Annotated in this window: 27 protein-coding genes; 9 read left to right on the plus strand and 18 right to left on the minus strand. The window is 66.7% G+C overall.

Features of this window, described 5'->3' with window-relative positions; translation table 11 throughout:
• Window positions 1–73 precede the first annotated feature (73 nt).
• From CFE35_RS14660 to CFE35_RS14685, 6 genes are all read left to right on the plus strand, one after another.
• A complete protein-coding gene (locus CFE35_RS14660) occupies window positions 74–1180 on the plus strand; it encodes a TauD/TfdA family dioxygenase (RefSeq protein WP_292931554.1) in 1107 nt (368 codons plus the stop codon).
• A gap of 16 nt (window positions 1181–1196) precedes the next feature.
• Window positions 1197–1862, plus strand: a complete 666-nt coding sequence (locus tag CFE35_RS14665; protein ID WP_292931555.1) for an SDR family NAD(P)-dependent oxidoreductase — start codon at window positions 1197–1199, stop codon at window positions 1860–1862.
• Between the two features lie 97 nt (window positions 1863–1959).
• Window positions 1960–2469, plus strand: coding sequence for an N-acetyltransferase (locus CFE35_RS14670; protein WP_292931556.1), 510 nt, complete (start codon window positions 1960–1962; stop codon window positions 2467–2469).
• 22 nt (window positions 2470–2491) lie between these two features.
• Window positions 2492–3061: a DUF1285 domain-containing protein gene (locus tag CFE35_RS14675; protein WP_292931558.1), complete on the plus strand. Its 570-nt coding sequence runs from the start codon at window positions 2492–2494 to the stop codon at window positions 3059–3061.
• Complete coding sequence (locus CFE35_RS14680) at window positions 3058–3660, plus strand: CoA pyrophosphatase (protein WP_292931559.1); 603 nt, start codon at window positions 3058–3060, stop codon at window positions 3658–3660. Before CFE35_RS14675 ends, CFE35_RS14680 begins: the two co-directional genes overlap by 4 nt.
• The gene (locus CFE35_RS14685; protein WP_292931560.1) at window positions 3653–4840 is read left to right on the plus strand and encodes a CCA tRNA nucleotidyltransferase; all 1188 of its coding nucleotides are present in this window, start codon (window positions 3653–3655) and stop codon (window positions 4838–4840) included. Before CFE35_RS14680 ends, CFE35_RS14685 begins: the two co-directional genes overlap by 8 nt.
• Here CFE35_RS14685 and CFE35_RS14690 read toward each other — a convergent pair.
• The 15 genes from CFE35_RS14690 to hisB form a co-directional block, all read right to left on the minus strand.
• Entirely contained in the window at window positions 4826–5371 is a 546-nt protein-coding gene (locus tag CFE35_RS14690; RefSeq protein ID WP_292931562.1) for a J domain-containing protein, read from the minus strand. The two genes, CFE35_RS14685 and CFE35_RS14690, sit on opposite strands and share 15 nt — an antisense overlap.
• Before the next feature lie 57 nt (window positions 5372–5428).
• Window positions 5429–5944 carry a peptidoglycan-associated lipoprotein Pal gene (gene pal / locus CFE35_RS14695; RefSeq protein ID WP_292931564.1) on the minus strand — a complete coding sequence of 172 codons (516 nt, stop codon included), beginning with the start codon at window positions 5942–5944 and terminating at the stop codon, window positions 5429–5431.
• 75 nt (window positions 5945–6019) lie between these two features.
• On the minus strand, window positions 6020–7402 hold the full coding sequence (gene tolB, locus CFE35_RS14700; RefSeq protein WP_292931566.1) for a Tol-Pal system beta propeller repeat protein TolB: 1383 nt from the start codon (window positions 7400–7402) through the stop codon (window positions 6020–6022).
• Entirely contained in the window at window positions 7399–8295 is an 897-nt protein-coding gene (locus CFE35_RS14705) for a hypothetical protein (RefSeq protein ID WP_292931567.1), read from the minus strand. The genes tolB and CFE35_RS14705 overlap by 4 nt, the downstream gene beginning before the upstream one ends.
• 10 nt (window positions 8296–8305) lie before the next feature.
• Complete coding sequence (gene tolR / locus CFE35_RS14710; RefSeq protein ID WP_292931568.1) at window positions 8306–8767, minus strand: protein TolR; 462 nt, start codon at window positions 8765–8767, stop codon at window positions 8306–8308.
• A 4-nt stretch (window positions 8768–8771) separates the two neighbouring features.
• Window positions 8772–9497 carry a protein TolQ gene (tolQ, locus tag CFE35_RS14715; RefSeq protein WP_292931569.1) on the minus strand — a complete coding sequence of 242 codons (726 nt, stop codon included), beginning with the start codon at window positions 9495–9497 and terminating at the stop codon, window positions 8772–8774.
• Window positions 9494–9961, minus strand: a complete 468-nt coding sequence (locus CFE35_RS14720; protein WP_292931571.1) for a YbgC/FadM family acyl-CoA thioesterase — start codon at window positions 9959–9961, stop codon at window positions 9494–9496. Before CFE35_RS14720 ends, tolQ begins: the two co-directional genes overlap by 4 nt.
• Before the next feature lie 117 nt (window positions 9962–10078).
• Complete coding sequence (locus CFE35_RS14725) at window positions 10079–10459, minus strand: histidine triad nucleotide-binding protein (protein ID WP_292931573.1); 381 nt, start codon at window positions 10457–10459, stop codon at window positions 10079–10081.
• Window positions 10460–10461: 2 nt separating this feature from the next.
• Entirely contained in the window at window positions 10462–10797 is a 336-nt protein-coding gene (locus CFE35_RS14730; protein ID WP_292931575.1) for a phosphoribosyl-ATP diphosphatase, read from the minus strand.
• A gap of 49 nt (window positions 10798–10846) precedes the next feature.
• Window positions 10847–10981 (minus strand): PEP-CTERM sorting domain-containing protein, encoded by a 135-nt coding sequence (locus CFE35_RS14735; RefSeq protein ID WP_292931577.1) that lies wholly within the window; start codon window positions 10979–10981, stop codon window positions 10847–10849.
• Between the two features lie 184 nt (window positions 10982–11165).
• The gene (gene hisF / locus CFE35_RS14740; protein ID WP_292931578.1) at window positions 11166–11927 is read right to left on the minus strand and encodes an imidazole glycerol phosphate synthase subunit HisF; all 762 of its coding nucleotides are present in this window, start codon (window positions 11925–11927) and stop codon (window positions 11166–11168) included.
• On the minus strand, window positions 11924–12220 hold the full coding sequence (locus tag CFE35_RS14745) for a hypothetical protein (protein ID WP_292931579.1): 297 nt from the start codon (window positions 12218–12220) through the stop codon (window positions 11924–11926). Before CFE35_RS14745 ends, hisF begins: the two co-directional genes overlap by 4 nt.
• Window positions 12221–12946, minus strand: a complete 726-nt coding sequence (gene hisA / locus CFE35_RS14750) for a 1-(5-phosphoribosyl)-5-[(5-phosphoribosylamino)methylideneamino]imidazole-4-carboxamide isomerase (RefSeq protein WP_292931581.1) — start codon at window positions 12944–12946, stop codon at window positions 12221–12223.
• A 13-nt stretch (window positions 12947–12959) separates the two neighbouring features.
• On the minus strand, window positions 12960–13580 hold the full coding sequence (gene hisH, locus CFE35_RS14755) for an imidazole glycerol phosphate synthase subunit HisH (RefSeq protein WP_292931583.1): 621 nt from the start codon (window positions 13578–13580) through the stop codon (window positions 12960–12962).
• Window positions 13573–14166 (minus strand): imidazoleglycerol-phosphate dehydratase HisB, encoded by a 594-nt coding sequence (gene hisB / locus CFE35_RS14760; RefSeq protein WP_292931585.1) that lies wholly within the window; start codon window positions 14164–14166, stop codon window positions 13573–13575. Before hisB ends, hisH begins: the two co-directional genes overlap by 8 nt.
• Before the next feature lie 93 nt (window positions 14167–14259).
• Between hisB and CFE35_RS14765 the strand changes: the two genes are divergently transcribed.
• From CFE35_RS14765 to gmk, 3 genes are read left to right on the plus strand one after another with little or no spacing between them, the layout of a single operon-like run.
• On the plus strand, window positions 14260–14754 hold the full coding sequence (locus tag CFE35_RS14765; protein WP_292931586.1) for a ClpXP protease specificity-enhancing factor SspB: 495 nt from the start codon (window positions 14260–14262) through the stop codon (window positions 14752–14754).
• Complete coding sequence (locus CFE35_RS14770) at window positions 14751–15152, plus strand: hypothetical protein (RefSeq protein ID WP_292931587.1); 402 nt, start codon at window positions 14751–14753, stop codon at window positions 15150–15152. The genes CFE35_RS14765 and CFE35_RS14770 overlap by 4 nt, the downstream gene beginning before the upstream one ends.
• A 31-nt stretch (window positions 15153–15183) precedes the next feature.
• On the plus strand, window positions 15184–15837 hold the full coding sequence (gene gmk, locus CFE35_RS14775) for a guanylate kinase (protein WP_292931588.1): 654 nt from the start codon (window positions 15184–15186) through the stop codon (window positions 15835–15837).
• On the opposite strand, the gene CFE35_RS14780 is transcribed toward gmk, so the two are convergent.
• The 3 genes from CFE35_RS14780 to CFE35_RS14790 are packed head-to-tail and all read right to left on the minus strand — an operon-like array spanning window position 15834 to window position 18671.
• Complete coding sequence (locus tag CFE35_RS14780) at window positions 15834–16715, minus strand: SMP-30/gluconolactonase/LRE family protein (RefSeq protein WP_292931589.1); 882 nt, start codon at window positions 16713–16715, stop codon at window positions 15834–15836. The two genes, gmk and CFE35_RS14780, sit on opposite strands and share 4 nt — an antisense overlap.
• A 4-nt stretch (window positions 16716–16719) precedes the next feature.
• Entirely contained in the window at window positions 16720–17520 is an 801-nt protein-coding gene (locus CFE35_RS14785; RefSeq protein WP_292931591.1) for an SDR family oxidoreductase, read from the minus strand.
• Between the two features lie 11 nt (window positions 17521–17531).
• Window positions 17532–18671, minus strand: a complete 1140-nt coding sequence (locus CFE35_RS14790; protein ID WP_292931593.1) for an acyl-CoA dehydrogenase family protein — start codon at window positions 18669–18671, stop codon at window positions 17532–17534.
• Window positions 18672–18675 lie beyond the last annotated feature (4 nt).

The raw sequence follows: 18675 nt of genomic DNA on the forward strand, positions 1-18675 counted from the left end.
GGACTGGCGCCCGCCCCCGCAGCCGTGATCCGCTCCACCAGCGATCACTCTTGCGACATGACGGGATTTTCCGATGACACTGACTGGACTCGAGGTGCGCCCTGACGCGCTCCTCGCCGCTTGGGCCGATGGCGCCCCGGCCACCTACCCCACGCTCTGGCTGCGCGACAATTGCCCCAGCGCCTTCCACCCGCAGACCGAAGAGCGCGTGCTCGATCTGCTGACGCTCGATCCTGCCCCCGTGCTGCAGCGGGCAGAACCGGCGGGCGAAACGCTTGTCCTCCACTATGGCGACGGCCATGTCAGCCGGATGCCCCTCGCGCTGCTCGCCGCGCATCGCCCCGGCCAGACGGCTGCCGATCCCGCCGCGATCAAGCCCCGCCTGTGGCGCTCCGATCTCACCCCCGCAGGCGTCCCCCGCCACGCCGCCGCGCAGATCATGGCCGAACCCGCTGCCTTGCGCTTCTGGATGGAGGAAACGGCTGCCGTCGGCCTTGCCATCGTCGATGGCCTCGATGACCGGATCGACGCGGGCGTCGATATTGCCTGCCGCATCGGTTTCCTGCGGGAAACCAACTTCGGCATGACGTTCGAGGTCGTCAGCAAGCCCGATCCCAACAACCTTGCCTATACCGCCGTCACCCTGCCGCTGCACACGGACCTGCCCAATCAGGAAGTCCCGCCCGGCTTCCAGTTCCTCCACTGCCTCGCCAACGAAGCGCAAGGCGGCGGCTCGCTGTTCGCCGATGGCTTTGCGCTGGCGGAGGACCTGCGCAGCGCCGATCCGGAGGCCTTCCGCCTGCTCAGCGAAGTGGCCATCCCCTTCCGCTTCCACGATGGCGATGCCGATATCCGCACCCACGCGCCGGTCATCACGCTAAGCCGCTCCGGAGCGGTAAATGAAATCCGCTGGAACGCCCATATCGCCGCCACGTTCGACATGGCCCCAGAGGTAATGCCCGACTATTACCGCGCCTACCGCACCTTCATGGCCATGACCCGTAATCCGGCCTATCAACTCACCTTCAAGCTCAAGGCCGGGGAAATGATAGTGTTCGACAACCGCCGCGTGCTGCATGGCCGGGAAGCTTTCGATCCGGCCTCGGGTTTCCGCCACCTTCACGGCTGCTACGTCGATCGCGGCGAGTTCAACTCGCGCCTGCGCCTGCTCGCGCGTTAGCCAAAGGAAAAGCCCCGTGCCCCCAAGACCACCCGTCGCGCTGATCATCGGCATGGGGCCGGGGCTTTCCGCAGCGCTCGCCCGGCGCTTCGCCGCCTCGGGCTATGCCATTGCGGGCTTCGCGCGCGGCCCGGAAAAGTCCGCCGCGCTCGCTGCCGAATTTGCGGCGCAAGGCCGCACGCTCGATCTGCGCGCGGTCGATGCCGATGATTTCGATGCCCTTGGGGCGGCGGTCAGCACGGTCGATGCGCAAGTCGGCCCGGTCGAAGTGCTGATCTACAACGCATACAGCGCCACCTCCGCGCTCCCCTCGCAGCTTGCGCTCGATGCGCTGATGGCGGATTTCCGCGTCAACGTTGGCGGCGCGCTGGCGGCGGTGCGCGCGGCCTTGCCGCTGATGCAGGCGCGCGGGGCGGGTACGATCCTGCTCACCGGCGGCGGCCTCGCGCTCGATCCCACCGGCTGGCCCGCCGCCTCCTCGCTCGCCATCGGCAAGGCGGGCATCCGCAATCTGGCGCAATCGCTGCACAAGGAACTGGAGGGCGGCCCCATCCGCGTCGCCACGGTCACCGTCACCGGCCAGATCCTCCCCGGCACTGTGCTGTCGTCTGAACGCATTGCCGAACGGTTCTGGGATCTTCACGCCATGGCCGCCCCCGCCCCGGTCGAGGTGGTGCTTTAACCCCCGCCAAACGCGTTTCTGGCCGTGTTGCTTGCTCTGAAGCCCCTCCCCCGCTATCGGCGCGCCTTCCTTGACCCACCAGAAAGCCAGTCCTGCCTTGGCCACGCTCATCCCGCTTGCCGATATCGATGCCGCACTGATCGAGGACGTGCTCGATGCCGCCTTCGGGCCGGACCGCTTTGCGCGCACGGCCTACAAAGTGCGCGAAGGGACCGATTGGCTGCCCGGCCTCAGCTTCGCCGCGCTCGATGAAGGCGAACATATCGCGGGCACGATCCAGTGCTGGCCGGTCGCGCTGAATGACGCAAACGGCCGCGCCCATCCGATGATCATGGTCGGCCCGGTCGCCGTGCTTCCCGGCCTGCAGGGCAAGGGCTATGGCAAGGCGCTCGTCACCGCCAGCCTCACCGCCATCGACCCGCGCGCGCCGCTGCCGCAAGTGATGATCGGCGATGCGGACTACTATGGCCGCTTCTTTGGCTTCTCCGCCGCGCACACGGCCGGATGGAAGCTGCCCGGGCCGTGGGACCCGGCGCGCCTGCTCTGCCGCACCGCCAATCCCGCCGTCCTTCCGGGCGAAGGCATGCTCGGCCCTTGGCGCGGCTGATCTGATCTGGCATCGGCGGTTCGTGCCATATGAACCGCCCGCCGATCTCGCCAAGCTCTCCCTCGCCGAACTGGCCGAGGCGGTGGCCGCGCGCCGCCTGCCGCCGGTTTCAGCCTGGACCCCGGCACACACCGGGCCGAGCCACATGCGCATCGCCGCCGATGGCACGTGGTTCCACGAAGGCGGCAAAATCAACCGCCCCGCGATGGTCCGCGCCTTCTCCGGCCTGCTGATGCGCGGCGCCGAGGGCCAGCACTGGCTGATGACCCCGCACGAGCGCCTGTCCATCGAGGTGGAAGACGCCGCCTTCATCGCGACCGACATGGAAGTCCGCACCGATGAGGCTGGCGCGCCTGTCATCGCCTTTCGCCTGGGCACCGACGACGTCATCCTCGCTGGTCCCGATCACCCGCTCATCGCGCGCGGCACCCCAGAAGTGCCCGCCTTCTACCTCGCCGTGCGCCACGGCACCGAGGCGCGGCTCAATCGCAGCACGTATGGCCAGCTGATCGAACACGCGCTCTCCGTGTCCGCTCCCGATGCCCTCGCGGTTCACAGCTGCGGCGCCCGCTTTGGCCTGCTCCCGGCATGAGCCTGCGCACCCGCCTTGCCGATCTGTTCGATGTGGGCCACGCCGATCCGGTGCCCCCCGCTTATGAGGATTGGCGTCCGCTGCCCGGCACACCCTTGCGCCCCGCCGCTGTGCTGATCGCCGTGACCGACCGCCCGGACCATCCCGAAGGTCCCGGCGTGCTGCTCATCCACCGCCCCTCGCACATGCGCGCGCATCCGGGGCAGGCCGCCTTCCCCGGCGGCAAACTCGATCCGGGCGAAACCCCCATCGAAGCTGCCTTGCGTGAGGCGAACGAGGAACTCGGCATCGACCCCGCCCTCGTCGACGTGATCGGCGCGACCGACCAGTACCGCACCGGCACCGGCTACGATATCACCCCGGTCCTTGCGATGGTCCCGCCCGATCTCCCGATCCAGCCCAACCCCGCCGAAGTAGCCGCCTGGTTCGAACCGCCGCTGGGCTTCGTGCTCGATCCCGCCAACCACGCACGCCAGACCAGCGAATGGGCCGGCCGGCGGGGCAGTTACATCGAGATATTCTGGAACGAGCACCGCATCTGGGGCGTCACTGCCGGGATCATCGCCAATCTGGCGCAGCGGATCCGCTGGCATGGCTGAGACGCTCCCAGCTGCCGATTGGACCCGGCGCGCAGACCTCGCCGCGCTCGTCGCCGCACTCGATCCTGCGGGAGAAGGCCTAGTCCGCTACGTCGGCGGCGCGGTGCGCGATACGCTGCTCGGTATCGCCGTGAAGGATATCGACATGGCGACCCCGCTGGAGCCGCCAGCGGTGATCGAGCGGCTCACGGCCGCAGGCATCCGCAGCGTGCCCACCGGCTTGGCCCACGGCACCGTCACCGCGATTACCGCGGGCGGACCGGTGGAGATCACCACGCTGCGCCGCGATGTCTCCACCGATGGCCGCCACGCGACTGTCGCCTTCTCGCAAAGCTGGCAGGAAGACGCCGCGCGCCGCGATTTCACGATCAACGCGCTCTACGCCGATCCGCGTGACCTTGTGGTCCACGACTACTTCGGCGGCCTCGCTGATCTCGCTGCCCGCCGCCTGCGCTTCATCGGCGATGCCGAAGCGCGCATCCGCGAGGATTACCTGCGGATCCTGCGGTATTTCCGCTTTCAGGCCCGCTTCGGCTCGCTGCCCGCCGATCCGACGGCAGAAGCCGCCTGCAGCGCGCTCGCCCCCGGCCTCAAGGGCCTCTCGCGTGAGCGCATCGCCAGCGAGCTGCTGCTGCTGCTCGCGCTGCCCGATCCCGCGCCAACGGTGTCCCGGATGGCCGAACTAGGCGTATTGGCGGTGATCCTGCCCGAAGCCGATTCTGCCGCACTGCCCCCCCTGATCGCCGCCGAGCGTGCGCACGCCTTGCCACCCGAAGCCCTGCGCCGCTTTGCCGCGCTGCTCCCCGCCGATCCCGCCACCGCCGAACTCGTAGGCGCGCGCCTGCGGCTCAGCCTCGCGCAGCGCAAGCACATCGCGCTCGTCGCTGCGCGCACCATGCCAGAAACAGACCCCCGCCCGCTGGCCTACAAGGTCGGCCGCGCTGCCGCGCTGGACCGGCTGCTGATCACTGGCGGCAATACTGCACCACTCGATGGCTGGGATATTCCGCAGTTCCCCCTCAAGGGGGGCATGGTCGTCGCGCGGGGGATCAGCGCAGGTCCGGATGTTGCCCGCATCCTGCGTGCAGTGGAGGCCCGCTGGGTCGAACAAGGCTTTGATGATGGAGCCATCCCGGCGCTGCTCGAAGCCGCCATCGGCGAAGGCTCAACCCCCGCCTGAACCCTTCCACTCGCGCCGTTCTTCGGCGGCGCGCAGCACTTCATAGGCCGTCTGCAGCTTCAGAAACTCAGCTGCCGCTTCGGCATCGCCGGGGCGCACATCGGGGTGGACCAGCTTGGCCTTGCTGCGCCACGCCTTGCGCACCGCCTCGAAATCGGCGTCCACGTCCAGCTCCAGCGCTTCGAGCGCGCGCATCTCGTCGCGGCTGCGGCTGCCATCGCCGGGCCCGGCCCAAGCCTGATAGGCCGATTGCGCATAGCCCGAAGCCTCGCCGCGCTCGGCCTTCTCGCGCAGTTCGGCTTCTTCCTTGTCGAGCCCCTCGAAGTAGTTCCACCCCGAATTGTATTCGGCCGCATGGGTAGGGCAGAAATACCAGCGATCCGGGTTGTTGGGCGATTTGGGCGCGGGGCAATCGCCCTTCGCATCGCACCCCGCGCGGTCGCACAAGCGCACGGGCGCGGCCTCGCGCGCGCTTTCATAGCCGCGCCAGCGCGGAAAGCCCCAATCGGCTGATCTGCCATGCCGTGCCATGAAACCGCGCGCTCTTTTTGAAAACAGGCCCTGTCGGCCCCTTGAGAACCCGTGCCCTTACTGCACTGTGATCGTCACTGCACGCCGGTTCTTCGCCCAGCTTGCTTCGTCCGAACCCAGCGCGATCGGGCGCTCCTTGCCATAGCTCACCGTGGTGATGCGCGAGGCATCGATGCCCAGGCTGACGAGGTAGTTCTTCGCCGCATTGGCGCGGCGTTCGCCCAGTGCAAGGTTGTAGTCACGCGTGCCGCGCTCGTCGGCATGGCCTTCGATCGTCACGCGCTTGCCCGGATAGCGCCCGAGCCACTGCGCCTGGCTTTGCAGGATGCCCTGGTCCTCGCTGTCGATGTTGTAGCGGTCGGTATCGAACAGGATCGTATCACCCAGCACCGAGGCCATGTAATCGGCCTGGCTGCCCGGCACCGGCCCCATCGGCTGGCTAACGGGCGGTGTGGTCGTGGTCGTCGTCGTCGCGCCGGTCGGCTGCGGCGGCAGTTCCTTGGGCTTGGTCGCGCAGCCCGCCAGCGCGAGGCCGGAGGTGAGCAGCAGGGCAGTCAGGATCTTGCGGTTCACGAAGCGGTCTCCTTTGAACAATCAGCGCCAGACTGCATCGCACAAGGCGAATCAGCAATCTGTTTCGGAATCAGGTTAAGGCAGCACCGGGCCCCACGCCGGATCGGAACCATCCACCGGCGTATTGAGCTTGCGCTCGTTCCGCCCGGTCAGGTCCACCTGCCATATCCCGGTGCGCCCGGTGCTCTTGGCGGTGCGGAAAAACTGCACGATGCGGCCATTGGGCGACCAGGTCGGCGCTTCGTCCTGCCAGCTGTCGGTGAGGTATCGCATCTCGCCGCCGCCCGGGTTCATCACCGCGATGCGCAAGTTGCCCGCGATATGGGTGAAGGCAATCTGATCGCCGCGCGGGCTCCATTCCGGCGTCGCCGCGCGCCCGCCGAAGAAGCTCACGCGCTTCTGGTTCGTCCCGTCGGCGTTCATCACATAGACTTGCTGGCTGCCCGAACGGTCGCTTTCGAACACGATCTTGCTGCCATCGGGCGAATAGCTTCCGCCCACATCGATCCCCGGCGAATCGGTCAGCTTCACCGAAGCCCCGCCCGTGGCGGGCACGCGGTAGATGTCGGTGTTGCCCGCAAGCGCCATCGAATAGAGGATCGATTTGCCATCGGGCGACCAGCGCGGCGCAAACGTCGGCCCCTTGCCTTCGGTCACCAGCGTCTGCCGCCCGGTGCCGATATCATAGACATAGATGCGCGGGTTGCCATTGAGGTAGCTGAGGTAGGCGATCTTCGAATAGTCCGGCGAATAGCGCGGAGTCAGCGCGGTGGCCTGCCCGTTGGTGATGAAGCGGTGGTTCGCGCCATCGGAATCCATGATCGCCAGCTGCTTGCGCCGGTTCCCCTTCGGCCCCGTCTCGGCGATATAGGCGATCTTGCTGTCGAAGAACGGGCTCTCACCCGAAAGCCGGGCATAGACCATGTCCGCGCACTTGTGCGCCGCGCGCCGCCATTCCTCGGGCTTAACCACATAGCCCTGCCGCGCCAGCTCGCTGCCCAGCGCCACGTCATAAAGATAGCAGCCCACCGTCAGCCGCCCGTCCGGCGCAGACTTCACAAAGCCCTGCACGAGCATTTCCGCCGAACGCCCCCGCCAGTTCGCAAACGCGGGCGCGGCCACTTCGCCATAAGGAATGGCCGGCAGCGCATCAGGCCCCACTGGCTTGAACAGGCCGTTGTTCTTGAGATCGCCATAGATCACCCGCGCCAGATTGCGGCCCAGCGCCTCGGTGTTCCCGCCGTCCGCCGCCGTGGGTAGCATCTCGTTGGTCGGGAAGGTCGGGATGGCGATCCCCAGGTCCTGCCACTCGCTCTCGTCGGTGACGGATCCGCTGAGGCCTTCATCGGCAGGCGGCGCAGCAGCGGGCGCGGGTGCTGCTTTCGGCGCGGTCTGCTGGGCCGAAAGCGGAGCGGCCAGCGCAAGGGCGGAAATGAGGGCGGCAGAGAAAAGCTTCATTGCGACAACTTCCTGTCAAACCGGAAACTCGCGACGCGTTTCCACTTGGCATAATAGGGCGCGGGCAGATTGAACGGTGCCGCCAGCTGCACGGCGCGGATCGCCTGCTCGGCATGGCGCTGCGCCTGCGTGCGGTTCGTATCGGTAATGCCGAGTTGCTGCACCACTTGCGGCCGCCCGGCAAGGCTCCCGTCAGGGTTCAGGCTCCACGCCAGCACCGTCACCAGCTTGTCGGCGTCCACCCCCTGCGGCGCGGTCCAGTGCGGCTTGATCTGGCGCGCGATCCCGCTGACGAGCGAGGCCGCCACTTCGGGGCCGAACGCCGCCGCAGGCGGATTGGTCGCCGTGCCCGGCTTGCTCGATCCGGCAATGCCGCTGAGGAAATCCGTGCCGATCCGGCTCGCCCCGCTTGGCGCATCGGGGCGGCGGCGAAGGCGCTGATCCGCAGGCGCAGCGGCTGCGGCGGCAGGCTTTGGCGGGGCAGGCTTCGCCGCCGGCTTGGGCGGCGCTGGGGCCACGCGCGGCTGCGGCACGGGAACCGGTCTGGGCTGCGGCGCAGGCCGCGCTTGTGGGGGCGGCGGTGGCGGCGGCGCGGGTCGTGGCTGGGGCTGGGCCACTTGCGGAACGGGCTGCGGCGGCACCGGCTCGGGCGCAGCCTCGCCCAGCACCGGCGCCACATCGGGCGCGGTCTCGGCATCAGGCTGCGGCGAGGTCGATTGGTCGGCAATCTCGTCGGCAAAGGTCACCGTCATCCGCTCGGGCGGGGCGGTGATGGATTTGCCCGGCGGCGAAAGCGTCAGCGCCGCGATCAGCCCCACATGCGCGGCCAGCGCGACGACGAGCGCCAGCGCTTCTTCCCGCGTGAGGCCCTGAGAGGACGAAGAGGCGCTCATCGCCATGTGCTTAGGGAGCCGTCACTGAACCATTGGTGACCAGCGAGATCGACTTGAACCCGGCGGCATTGAGCGCGCCCATCACCGCCACCACGCGCCCATAATCGAGGCTGCGATCCGCGCGCAGCGTGACCAGCGGCGCTTTCCCGCCCGGCCCTTCCGCCGCCAGCCCGCTGAGCCGGTCGGTCAGCTCACCCTGCGCAAGTTCCTGATCATCGAGGAAGATGCGCCCCTCGCCGTCCATGCTGACGGTAATCGCCTTCTGCTCGGTCTTGAGCGCCTCGGCGCGGCTGTCGGGCAGATCGATCGGCACGCCTGCGGTCAGCATCGGCGCGGTCACCATGAAGATGATCAGCAGCACCAGCATCACGTCGACCAGCGGGGTGACGTTGATCTCGCTCATCGCGCCGCTGCGCCGCCCGCGCCGTCCGCGCCGACCTCCGCCGCCGCCGCCTGCCATGTTCATTGCCACGGCGTTACTGCTCCAGCTCGCGGCTCAACGTTGCGTGAAACCGGTCGGCAAAGCGGAACAGCCGTGTCTCAAACCGGTTCACCCGGTGCGAAAAGCGGTTGTAGGCAATCACTGCCGGGATCGCCGCAAACAGGCCGATGGCGGTGGCAAACAGCGCCTCCGAAATGCCCGGCGCCACCACCGCGAGCGAGGAATTCTGCTGCGCGCCGATGTTGAAGAAGCTGTCCATGATGCCCCACACCGTGCCGAACAGGCCCACGAATGGCGCGACCGAACCCACCGTGGCGAGGAAATTGAGCCGCCCCGCCAGCCGGTCGGTCTCTGCCGTCACCACGCTTTCCATCGCGGAATTGAGCCGCTGGCGCGTGCCCTCGCGGTCGATCGTCTTGCCCGAAGTGGAGCGCCGCCATTCGCCGAGCGCCGCCGTCACGATCTTCGCGCTCGGCACATCCTTGCCACCGTTTTCCTTGTGAAACGCATCGACATCGCGCGCTTCCCAGAATGCCGTTTCATAGCGGTCGCACTTGCGCTCGGCGCTGCCCATGCGCAGCGAAAACGCTACTACGATGGTCCACACCCACACCGAGGCGAGCACCAGCGCGCCCATCACCACCTGCACCACGATATCGGCGTGGAGGAACAGCGCCACCGGGTTGAGCCGGGTCGGCATGCCTGCAGTGACACCGGCCGTGACGGGTGCGGCAGCAGCGGCAAGAACGGAAAGCATCATGGATGGTGGAGCCCTTCAGGGGGAGGCGCAACGAGCGCCGTGAATGCGGAATGGAACTGCGCGGGCAGCCGCCGCGCGCGGCCCTGCGGCGAAACGAACGCCACGCGCACTTGCGCTTCGGCCAGAAGTTCCCCGCCGCGCAGCGCCTTTTGCACCAGGCTGCAGGTGACGCGCGATACATCTGCAACGGTGCTTTCGATCAGCACATCGTCATCCAGCCGTGCGGGCCGCAGATACTTCAGCGCAAGGTCGGTCACTGCAAACGCACCCTCGCCCGCTTCCTGCGCGCTGCGCTGGTCGATCCCCAGCAGCCGCAGCATGTCCGAACGGCCGCGCTCGAACCAGCGTAAGTAGTTTGCGTGATAGACCACCCCGGAAAGATCGGTGTCCTCGAAGTAAACGCGTACCGCATAAAAATGGCGCGCGCCGTCGAAGCAGCCGGAAGGAGGGGGCGGAACAGGCATATGCCGCGCTGTCCTAGCCTTGCCGCGACTCGCGAGGCAAGATCAAACGCGGCAATTTGTTAACCCATTGCGGTGGAACCCGCGCGCGCCTGGCAGTACCGGCTACAGCGGTACCGGCTACAGTGCTGCCAGCATCGGCCCCAACGGGCGGCCCGCAAGGATGTGCACGTGCAGATGCGGCACTTCCTGGTGGCTGTTCGGCCCGGTGTTGGCCAGCAGCCGGTATCCGGGCTCGACCAGACCCGCCGCGTGCGCCACCTGCCCCACCGCGCGCACAAACCCGGCGATTTCAGCGTCGGACGCCTTGGCCGAAAAATCATCCCAGCTCACATACGCGCCCTTGGGGATCACCAGCACATGCGTGGGTGCCTGCGGATTGATATCGTGGAAGGCGAGGGTCCATTCGTCTTCGTGCACCCGGCGGCAGGGGATTTCCCCGCGCAGGATCTTCGCGAACACGTTCTGATCGTCATAAGGCTGGGTAGCGTCCACGGCCATCGTCACGAACTCCTGCTGGCTTTTTCGGCAATCCCCGAACGACCCTCGCGCCGCTCCAGTTCCGCTGTGACGTCTGCCAGCGAAACGCCGCAATCGCCCATCAGCACCAGCAGGTGGAACAGGAGGTCCGCCGCCTCGCCCACCAGCGCCTCGGGCGCGCCAGTCAGCGCAGCGATCACCACTTCGGTGGCTTCCTCGCCCACCTTCTGCGCCATCTTGCCGCGCCCCTTGGCATGGAGCCGCGCCACATAACTGGCATCAGGATCGCCTGCGCGGCGCGCGGCAATTGTGGCTTCAAGCCGGCTGAGGATTGCAGTGGAGTCTGTCAGGTTTGCCATCCCGGCGGGCATGGCGCGCTGCCCCGGGAAGGTCAAGAGAGCGGGGCTCTCAGTCGTCCTTGCGGCGGGCGACCCTGCGGCCGATGATCAGCCCGGCAAGCCCGATGGCAAACAGCGCACCATCGGTCGGCTCGGGAATGGCCGTGCCCCCGCTCGCCTGCGCAAGCGCAGGAGCGGCAGTCATCACGAACAGGACTAGAGCGGAAATCATTCGTGGCACGCAGCAGTTCCTAAGGAAACGCATCTAACCAAAAAGTTAATGCAATCCCTGTGCCAGCAGCCCGAAAATCAAGGATATAAGCAGGTTTCGCTAGTTAACAGCCGCAGCGCAAATACACCATTTGTCAAGAAACCCGACAGCCGGCCGCCTAGCCTCGTGCCGAAATTCCCGCCGCACGCAGGGCAGCATGGGCCTCGGCAATCGAGTGTGTGCCGAAATGGAAGATCGAAGCCGCGAGCACCGCGCTGGCATGGCCTTCGGTCACCCCCGCCACGAGATGGTCAAGATTGCCGACCCCCCCGCTGGCGATCACCGGCACCGGCACCGCGTCGGCAATCGCCCGCGTCAGTTCCAGATCATAGCCAGCCTTGGTTCCGTCGCCATCCATCGAGGTGACGAGCAATTCGCCCGCACCCAGCTTGGCGAGGTTTTCGGCATGGGCCAGCGCATCGATCCCTGTGGGCCGCCGCCCGCCGTGGGTGAATATCTCCCACTTGCCCGGCGCAACGCGCCGCGCATCGACAGAACCCACCACGCACTGCGCGCCGAAGCGCTCGGCAATGTCGCGCACCAGTTCGGGCCGCGCGACGGCTGCGGAATTGACCGCCACCTTGTCTGCGCCCGCGAGCAACAGCGCGCGCGCATCCTCGGGCATCCGCACCCCGCCGCCCACCGTCAGCGGCATGAAACACACCTCGGCGGTGCGCGCCACGACATCGAGCAGCGTCCCGCGCCCCTCATGCGTGGCGGAAATATCGAGGAAACACAGCTCGTCCGCGCCCGCCTTGTCATAGGCCCGCGCCTGCTCGACCGGATCGCCCGCATCGCGCAGATCGACGAAGTTCACGCCCTTCACCACGCGCCCATCGCGCACATCAAGGCAGGGAATGACGCGAACGCGGACGGTCAAAATGCGCTCCTGCAGTTACCGCTGGAATCGCAGATTTCCGATGACCACGAGGCGATCAAAAGCATAAGTCCAATGTACAGCGCCAGCCTGAGATAGGTTCCAAGTCGGAGACTTTTGGAGCCCGCCAACGCGAGCATATTTAGTACCGGGACACCGACATAAAAAATCGCCGCAAAGAGCAGTCCCACTCCCAAACCGCGTGTTTGCCAAGCATAGGCAAAGATCGATAGCCCCATCAAATGCAATGCCGTTGGACTGCTCAGGAACGATGGCTTCGGGATGTCAGGCTGCACTTACGCCTCCGCCATCGCAATCGCAGCCGCCAGATCGAGTCGACCCTCGAACAGCGCCCGGCCGGTAATCACGCCCTCGATCCCGTCAGCCTCGTGAATCTTGAGCATCCGGATATCATCGATGCCCTTCACCCCGCCGCTGGCGATCACCGGCAGCCGCGTTGCACGCGCCAGATCAAGCGTCGCCTCGATATTGCAGCCCTTGAGCAGGCCATCGCGCCCCACATCGGTAAACAGGATCGAGGCCACCCCCGCATCCTCGAACCGCCGCGCCATGTCGGTGATCGAAACGTCGGAAACCTCGGCCCAGCCCTCGGTCGCAACCATCCCGTCGCGCGCATCGACCGCCACCACGATCCCGCCCGGATAGGCCTTGGCCATATCCTTCACGAACTGCGGGTCTTTCAAGGCCGCCGTGCCGATCACCACCCGACTCACGCCCAGATCGAACCAGCCATCGACGGCGATGGGATTGCGGATGCCCCCGCCCAGTTGCACGTGGCCCGGAAACACCTTGAGGATGCCCTCAACCGCCTCGCGGTTCACCGCCTCGCCCGCGAACGCGCCGTCGAGATCGACGACATGGAGGTACTGCGAACCCGCCTCGGCAAAGAGCATCGCCTGCGCCGCCGGATCATCGCCATAGACCGTGGCGCGCGCCATATCGCCCTCGGCCAGCCGCACGACCTGGCCGCCCTTGAGGTCAATTGCCGGAAAAACGATCATGCCGAATGCTCCATCAAGGGCGCCACTCCAGAAAACGCCCCAGCAGCGCCAGACCGTAGTCCTGGCTCTTTTCCGGGTGAAACTGCACGCCCAGCACATTGTCCCGCGCCACCGCCGCAACCAGCCCGCCGCCGTGGTCGGTCATCGCCGCCGCGCTTGCGCCGCTTTCGGGCACGAAGTGGTAGGAATGGAGGAAATAGGCCTCGCCCGGCACGATCAAAGGGCTGTGGTGCATCGGGGCGACATCGTTCCAGCCCATATGCGGCACCTTGATCGCGGAATCGGTGCGCTCGATGGGGCGTACTTCGCCGCCGATCCAGCCCAGCCCCTCGGTCACGCCAAACTCGATGCCCCGGTCGGCCAGCAGCTGCATCCCCACGCAAATGCCGAGAAACGGCGCGCCGCCCACCAGCACGCGCTCGGCCATCGCCTCGACCAGCCCCGGCACGCCGCGCAGCGCCTCGATGCAGGCCTTGAACGCGCCCACGCCCGGCAGCACGATCCGGTCTGCCGCGCGCACAACATCGGGGTCCGCCGTCACCGCCACGCCTTCTGCGCCCGCCGCTTTCAGCGCATTGGCGACCGAGCGCAGATTGCCCGCGCCATAGTCCACCAATGCCAGGACTTCAGCCACCGAGGATGCCCTTGGTGCTCGGCACGGCATCGCCCTTGCGCAGGTCAATCTCCACCGCAGAGCGCATCGCGCGGGCAAAGCCCTTGTAGATACCTTCGATGATGTGGTGATTGTTGCTGCCATAGAGGCATTCGATATGCAGCGTGATCCCGGCAGCCTGCGAAATCGACTGGAACCAGTGTTCGAACAGCTCGGTATCCATCTCGCCAAGGCGCGGCTGCGTGAAGCTCGCCTTCCAGATCAGCACGGGGCGGCCCGAAATATCGAGCGAAACCCGCGCGAGCGCCTCGTCCATCGGCGAATAAGCGGTGCCGTAACGCGTGATACCCTTCTTGTCGCCCAGCGCCTGCGCAATCGCCTGCCCCAGCGCAATCGCGCTGTCCTCGGTCGTGTGGTGCTGGTCGACATGGAGGTCGCCCTTCACGCGGCAGGTCACGTCGATCAGCGAATGGCGGCTGAACTGCTCGATCATGTGATCGAGAAAGCCGATCCCGGTGCTGACATCGAAGGCACCCGTGCCATCGAGATTGACCGAAACCTGAATATCGGTCTCGTGCGTGGTGCGGGCGATTGATCCGGTGCGCATGGCGCTCGCCTATACGGCGCTTCCGGGCAAAATCAATCGCCTGCACACCGCGCCCCCTTGACCCGCGCGCGCAGCCAAGCCACCCTAGGGACGATGAGTGAAGCGCCAGACAGCCTGATCCCCTATGACGACATCGTGCAGGAAGCGCTGCGCGCCGTGGTCGGCCGCGTGCTCGGTCAGGTCGAAACCACCGGCGGCACGCTCCCCGGCGCGCACCATTTCTACATCACCTTCAAGACCGGCGCGCCCGGCGTGGCCATCCCGCCGCGCCTGAAGGAACGCTTTCCTGACGAGATGACCATCGTCCTCCAGAACAAGTTCTGGGATCTGAAGGTCACTCCCGAAGGCTTCAGCGTCGGCCTGTCGTTCAATCAGATCCCCTCCACGCTGGTTGTGCCGTTCAGCGCGATCACCGCGTTCGTTGATCCGGCAGTCGATTTCGGCCTCCAGTTCCAGACTTCGGGCGAAATCGAGAACGAACCGGATTTCGATGCGGAAAACGATTCGCCTGACGCCGATGGCCTGCCCGAAGTCACCGCCGAAGATGGCTCCAACGTCGTCACCGTGGATTTCGGCCGCAAGAAATGAAGCGGCCTGCCAGCAAGCCGGATGAGGCTGAAGCTGCTGCCGAATCGCCCGATCCCGCCGCCACTGATCCTGCCGCCCCCGATCCCATCGGCCCGGTAACCCGCACGATCCTCGCCGGCATTGCCCTGCGCGCAGGCTCCAGCCTGCTCAAGCGCAGCGTGGATCGCGGCATCCTGGGGGCCGCGCCCGAAGTGCTGAAATCTGCGGCGAAAGCGGCTGGTGCCAAGGCCGCCGATGCCGCCGCCAAAGCGCCAAAAGCCAAGCGCAGCCTGACGACGCGCCTGCTCACCGCCGCCGCCACCCGCATCGCCACGCGCTCGGTCCCCGGCGCGATCGTGGTCGGCGGCGCGCTGCTCGCCAAGACGCTTCATGATCGCCGGAAAAGCCGTAAGGGTTGACCATCCGGCCCGCCATGCGCCAACAGCGCGCATGGTCCAGTCCAGCAGCCCATCGCCCGATACGCTCCACCGCCGCGGCCTGATGTTCATCATGTCCTCGCCCTCGGGCGCGGGCAAGACGACCATCTCGCGCATGTTGCTCGAAGCCGATCCCGCGATCCGCCTTTCGGTTAGCGCGACCACCCGGCCCATGCGCCCCGGCGAGGTTGACGGGAAGGACTACCACTTCGTCACGCAGGCGGAGTTTGATCGCATGGTCGAGGCCGAGGAATTCCTCGAATGGGCGCACGTCTTCGGCAACAGCTACGGCACGCCCAAGGCGCAAGTGAAGGCGGGCCTGCGCGATGGACAGGACTTCCTGTTCGACATCGATTGGCAGGGCACGCAGCAGCTCTACCAGAAGCTCGAACGCGATGTGGTCCGCGTGTTCCTGCTGCCCCCCAGCATCGATGAACTGCGCCGCCGCCTGACCGGGCGCGGCACCGACAGCGCCGAAGTCATCGCCGCCCGCATGGAACGCGCCCGCGCCGAAATCAGCCACTGGGACGGCTATGACTACGTCATCGTCAACGACGACATCGACCAGTGCTTCGCCAAAGTGCGCGAAATCCTCGACGCCGAACGCATGAAGCGCGCCCGACAGACGGGCCTGATCGGCTTCGTGCGGGAACTGATGCAGCCTTAAGGCCACCCCGCCCGCGCCGCGTCCACCTCGGCCACCAGCACCACGCCCTTGGCCGCGCTCCTCGCCACTTCGGCATCGCTGCTTGGCGCGCAGAGCATGAACAAGTGCCGCCCCTCCGGCCCGCCCAGCATGCACGCATAGCAGGGCATCTCGCCGGTCGAGACGACCTCCAGCACCGCCCCGCCCTCGCCGATCCGCGCGCATTCCGGCGCTACCGGGTTGGCAATCCAGATCGCGCCATCGGCATCGAGCGCAATGCCATCGGGAATGCGTGGGGACGTATCGGCCCACACCCGCCGCCCGGAAAGCGCCCCGCCCGCGCCGATATCGAACGCCGTCAGCCGCGCGCCAAGCGTCTCGCCCACGATCAAGGTCTTGCCATCGGGCGTGATCACCGTGCCATTGGGAAAGCTTAGGTCGGGCGCGGCGACCGAAACCGAACCGTCCGGCTGCACCAGCACCAGATTGGCCTTGGGATGATCCGCCAGCACCGAGGGCACGCCCCGGCCGCGCAGTTCATGATCCAGATCGAAACCGAAGTTGCCGACATAGGCACGGCCCTCGCCGTCCACCACCATGTCGTTGCACAGATGCGCAGTCAGCGCGGCAAGATCGGCGTGCATCGCCAGCCGCCCATCCGGCCAGCGCCGCCACACCTGCCGTTTGCGCATCGAGACGAACAGCAGTGAGCCGTCCGGCATCCAGCCCAGCCCCGAAGGCTGGTCATCCAGTTCCAGCTCGATCCGGTGATCCCCCGCAAGGTCCACCGAACGGATGGTCTTGCTGTAAAAATCGCTGAACCACAGCCGCCCCTCATGCCAGCGCGGCCCCTCGCCGAAGTGGAACCCATCGGCAAGTTGGCGGACCGCGCGGCTCATGGCTTTACTCCCCCAGCGGGTTGATATGGTTTTCGGGGATATAGGCGTTCACGATCCCGCCATCGATCGGCAGCGGCGTGCCGATCACATAGTCGCCCGCGCGGCTGGCGAGGAAGATCGCGCCGCCCGCCATGTCCTCCAGATTGCCGATGCGCTTCAAGGGGATGCCCCGCGCCGAGGCTTCGGGATTGTTCGCCGCCGCCTTGTTCATTTCTGAGGCAAACGCGCCCGGGCAGATCGCGTTGACGATGATGTTGTCCTTCACCAGCCGCGCCGCCATGCGCCGCGTCAGGTGCACCAGCGCCGATTTGGACGCCTGATAGCTGTAGGTCTCCCACGGGTTGACGCGCAGGCCGTCGACCGAGGCGATGTTGATGACCTTGGCGGGATGGTCCTTGGCACCAGCCTTGAGCAGGCCGTGCAGCTTCTGCGTCAGGAAGAAGGGCGTCTTGACGTTGAGGTTCATCACCTTGTCCCAGCCCATTTCCGGGAAATCCTCGAAGTCCGCGCCCCATGCCACACCGGCATTGTTGACGAGAATGTCGATGTGGCTCTCGCGCTGCGCCAGATCCTCGGCCAGTGCCTCGATCCCCGCCACGGTCGAGATATCGCCCGGCAGCGCGATGCACTTCGGCCCCAGTTCGGCGGCGGTTTCCGCCACCACCGCGGCCTTGCGCGCCGTGATGTAGACCCGCGCGCAGCCCGCCGCGATGAAGCCTTCGGCAATCATCCGGCCAATCCCGCGCGAACCGCCGGTTACCACCGCAACGCGGCCTTCAAGGCTGAAAAGCTTGGCAAAATCCATCTGTCTGTTCCTCAATAGCCGCTGAGCTGCGCAACGCGCTCGGCATGATAATTCGCATCGCCCATGAACTCGGTCAGCGCGCGCTCGCGCTTCATGTAGAGCCCGATGTCGTATTCGTCGGTCATGCCCACGCCGCCGTGCATCTGCACGCCTTCGCGCACCGCCAGATTGCACGCGCGCGCCGCCTTGGCCTTAGCGACCGAAACCATCAGCTCCGCCCGCTCCGAACCGCCATCGAGCAGCTGCTGCGCCTTGATCACCACCGCTTCGGCAATCTCCAACTCCGAATAGAGATGCGCCGCGCGGTGCTGCAGCGCCTGAAACTCGCCGATCAGCTTGCCGAACTGCTTGCGAGTCTTGAGGTAAGCGGTCGTCATCGCGAACGCCCCGCCGCCCACGCCGGTCTGCTCCGCCGCCGCGCCGATGCGCCCTGCGCTCAGCACCTTGTTCAGCAGCGTGCGCCCGCCATCGACTTCGCCGATGACCGAGGAGCCATCCAGCTCCACCCCGTCAAACCGCACATGGCTGGCGATGGAACTATCAACCAGCCGCACCGCATTGTGCCCGATCCCGGCCGCATCCCTGGGCACCGCAAACAGCGTCACGCCATCCGCATCGCTGTCGCTGCCCGACGTGCGCGCCGCGACGATCAGCGCATCGGCCGAGGTGCCGTGGATCACGAAGTCCTTCGCGCCGGTCAGGCGGAAGCCATTGCCCGCCTTCTCGGCGCGGCACGCGATCTTCTCCGGCTTGTGCTTGGCGCCTTCATCGATGGCGACGGCCAGCACCGTTTCGCCCGCGATGATCCCCGGCAACCAGCGTCCGCGCAGATCGTCCGAGGCTTCCGAAAGCGCCGTCACGCCCATCACAGACGTCGTCAGGAACGGCGAAGGCGTGAGGTTGCGCCCGATCTCGGCCAGCACGATCCCCGCCTCGACATGCCCCATGGCAAGGCCGCCATCGGCCTCGGCGACGAGCATCCCCGTCAGGCCCATCTCGGCAAACTGCTTCCACAGGCCGTGGCCAAAGCCGTCCTTGCAGCCGGTGTCGCGCCAATGGCGCAGCTGCTTCTTGATCCCGCCTTCATCGGCCATGAAGCCGGTGACGCTATCGGCCAGCATGGCCTGATCTTCGGTATGATACAGCGGCATCGGA

The sequence above is a fragment of the Novosphingobium sp. PASSN1 genome (assembly GCF_002278815.1).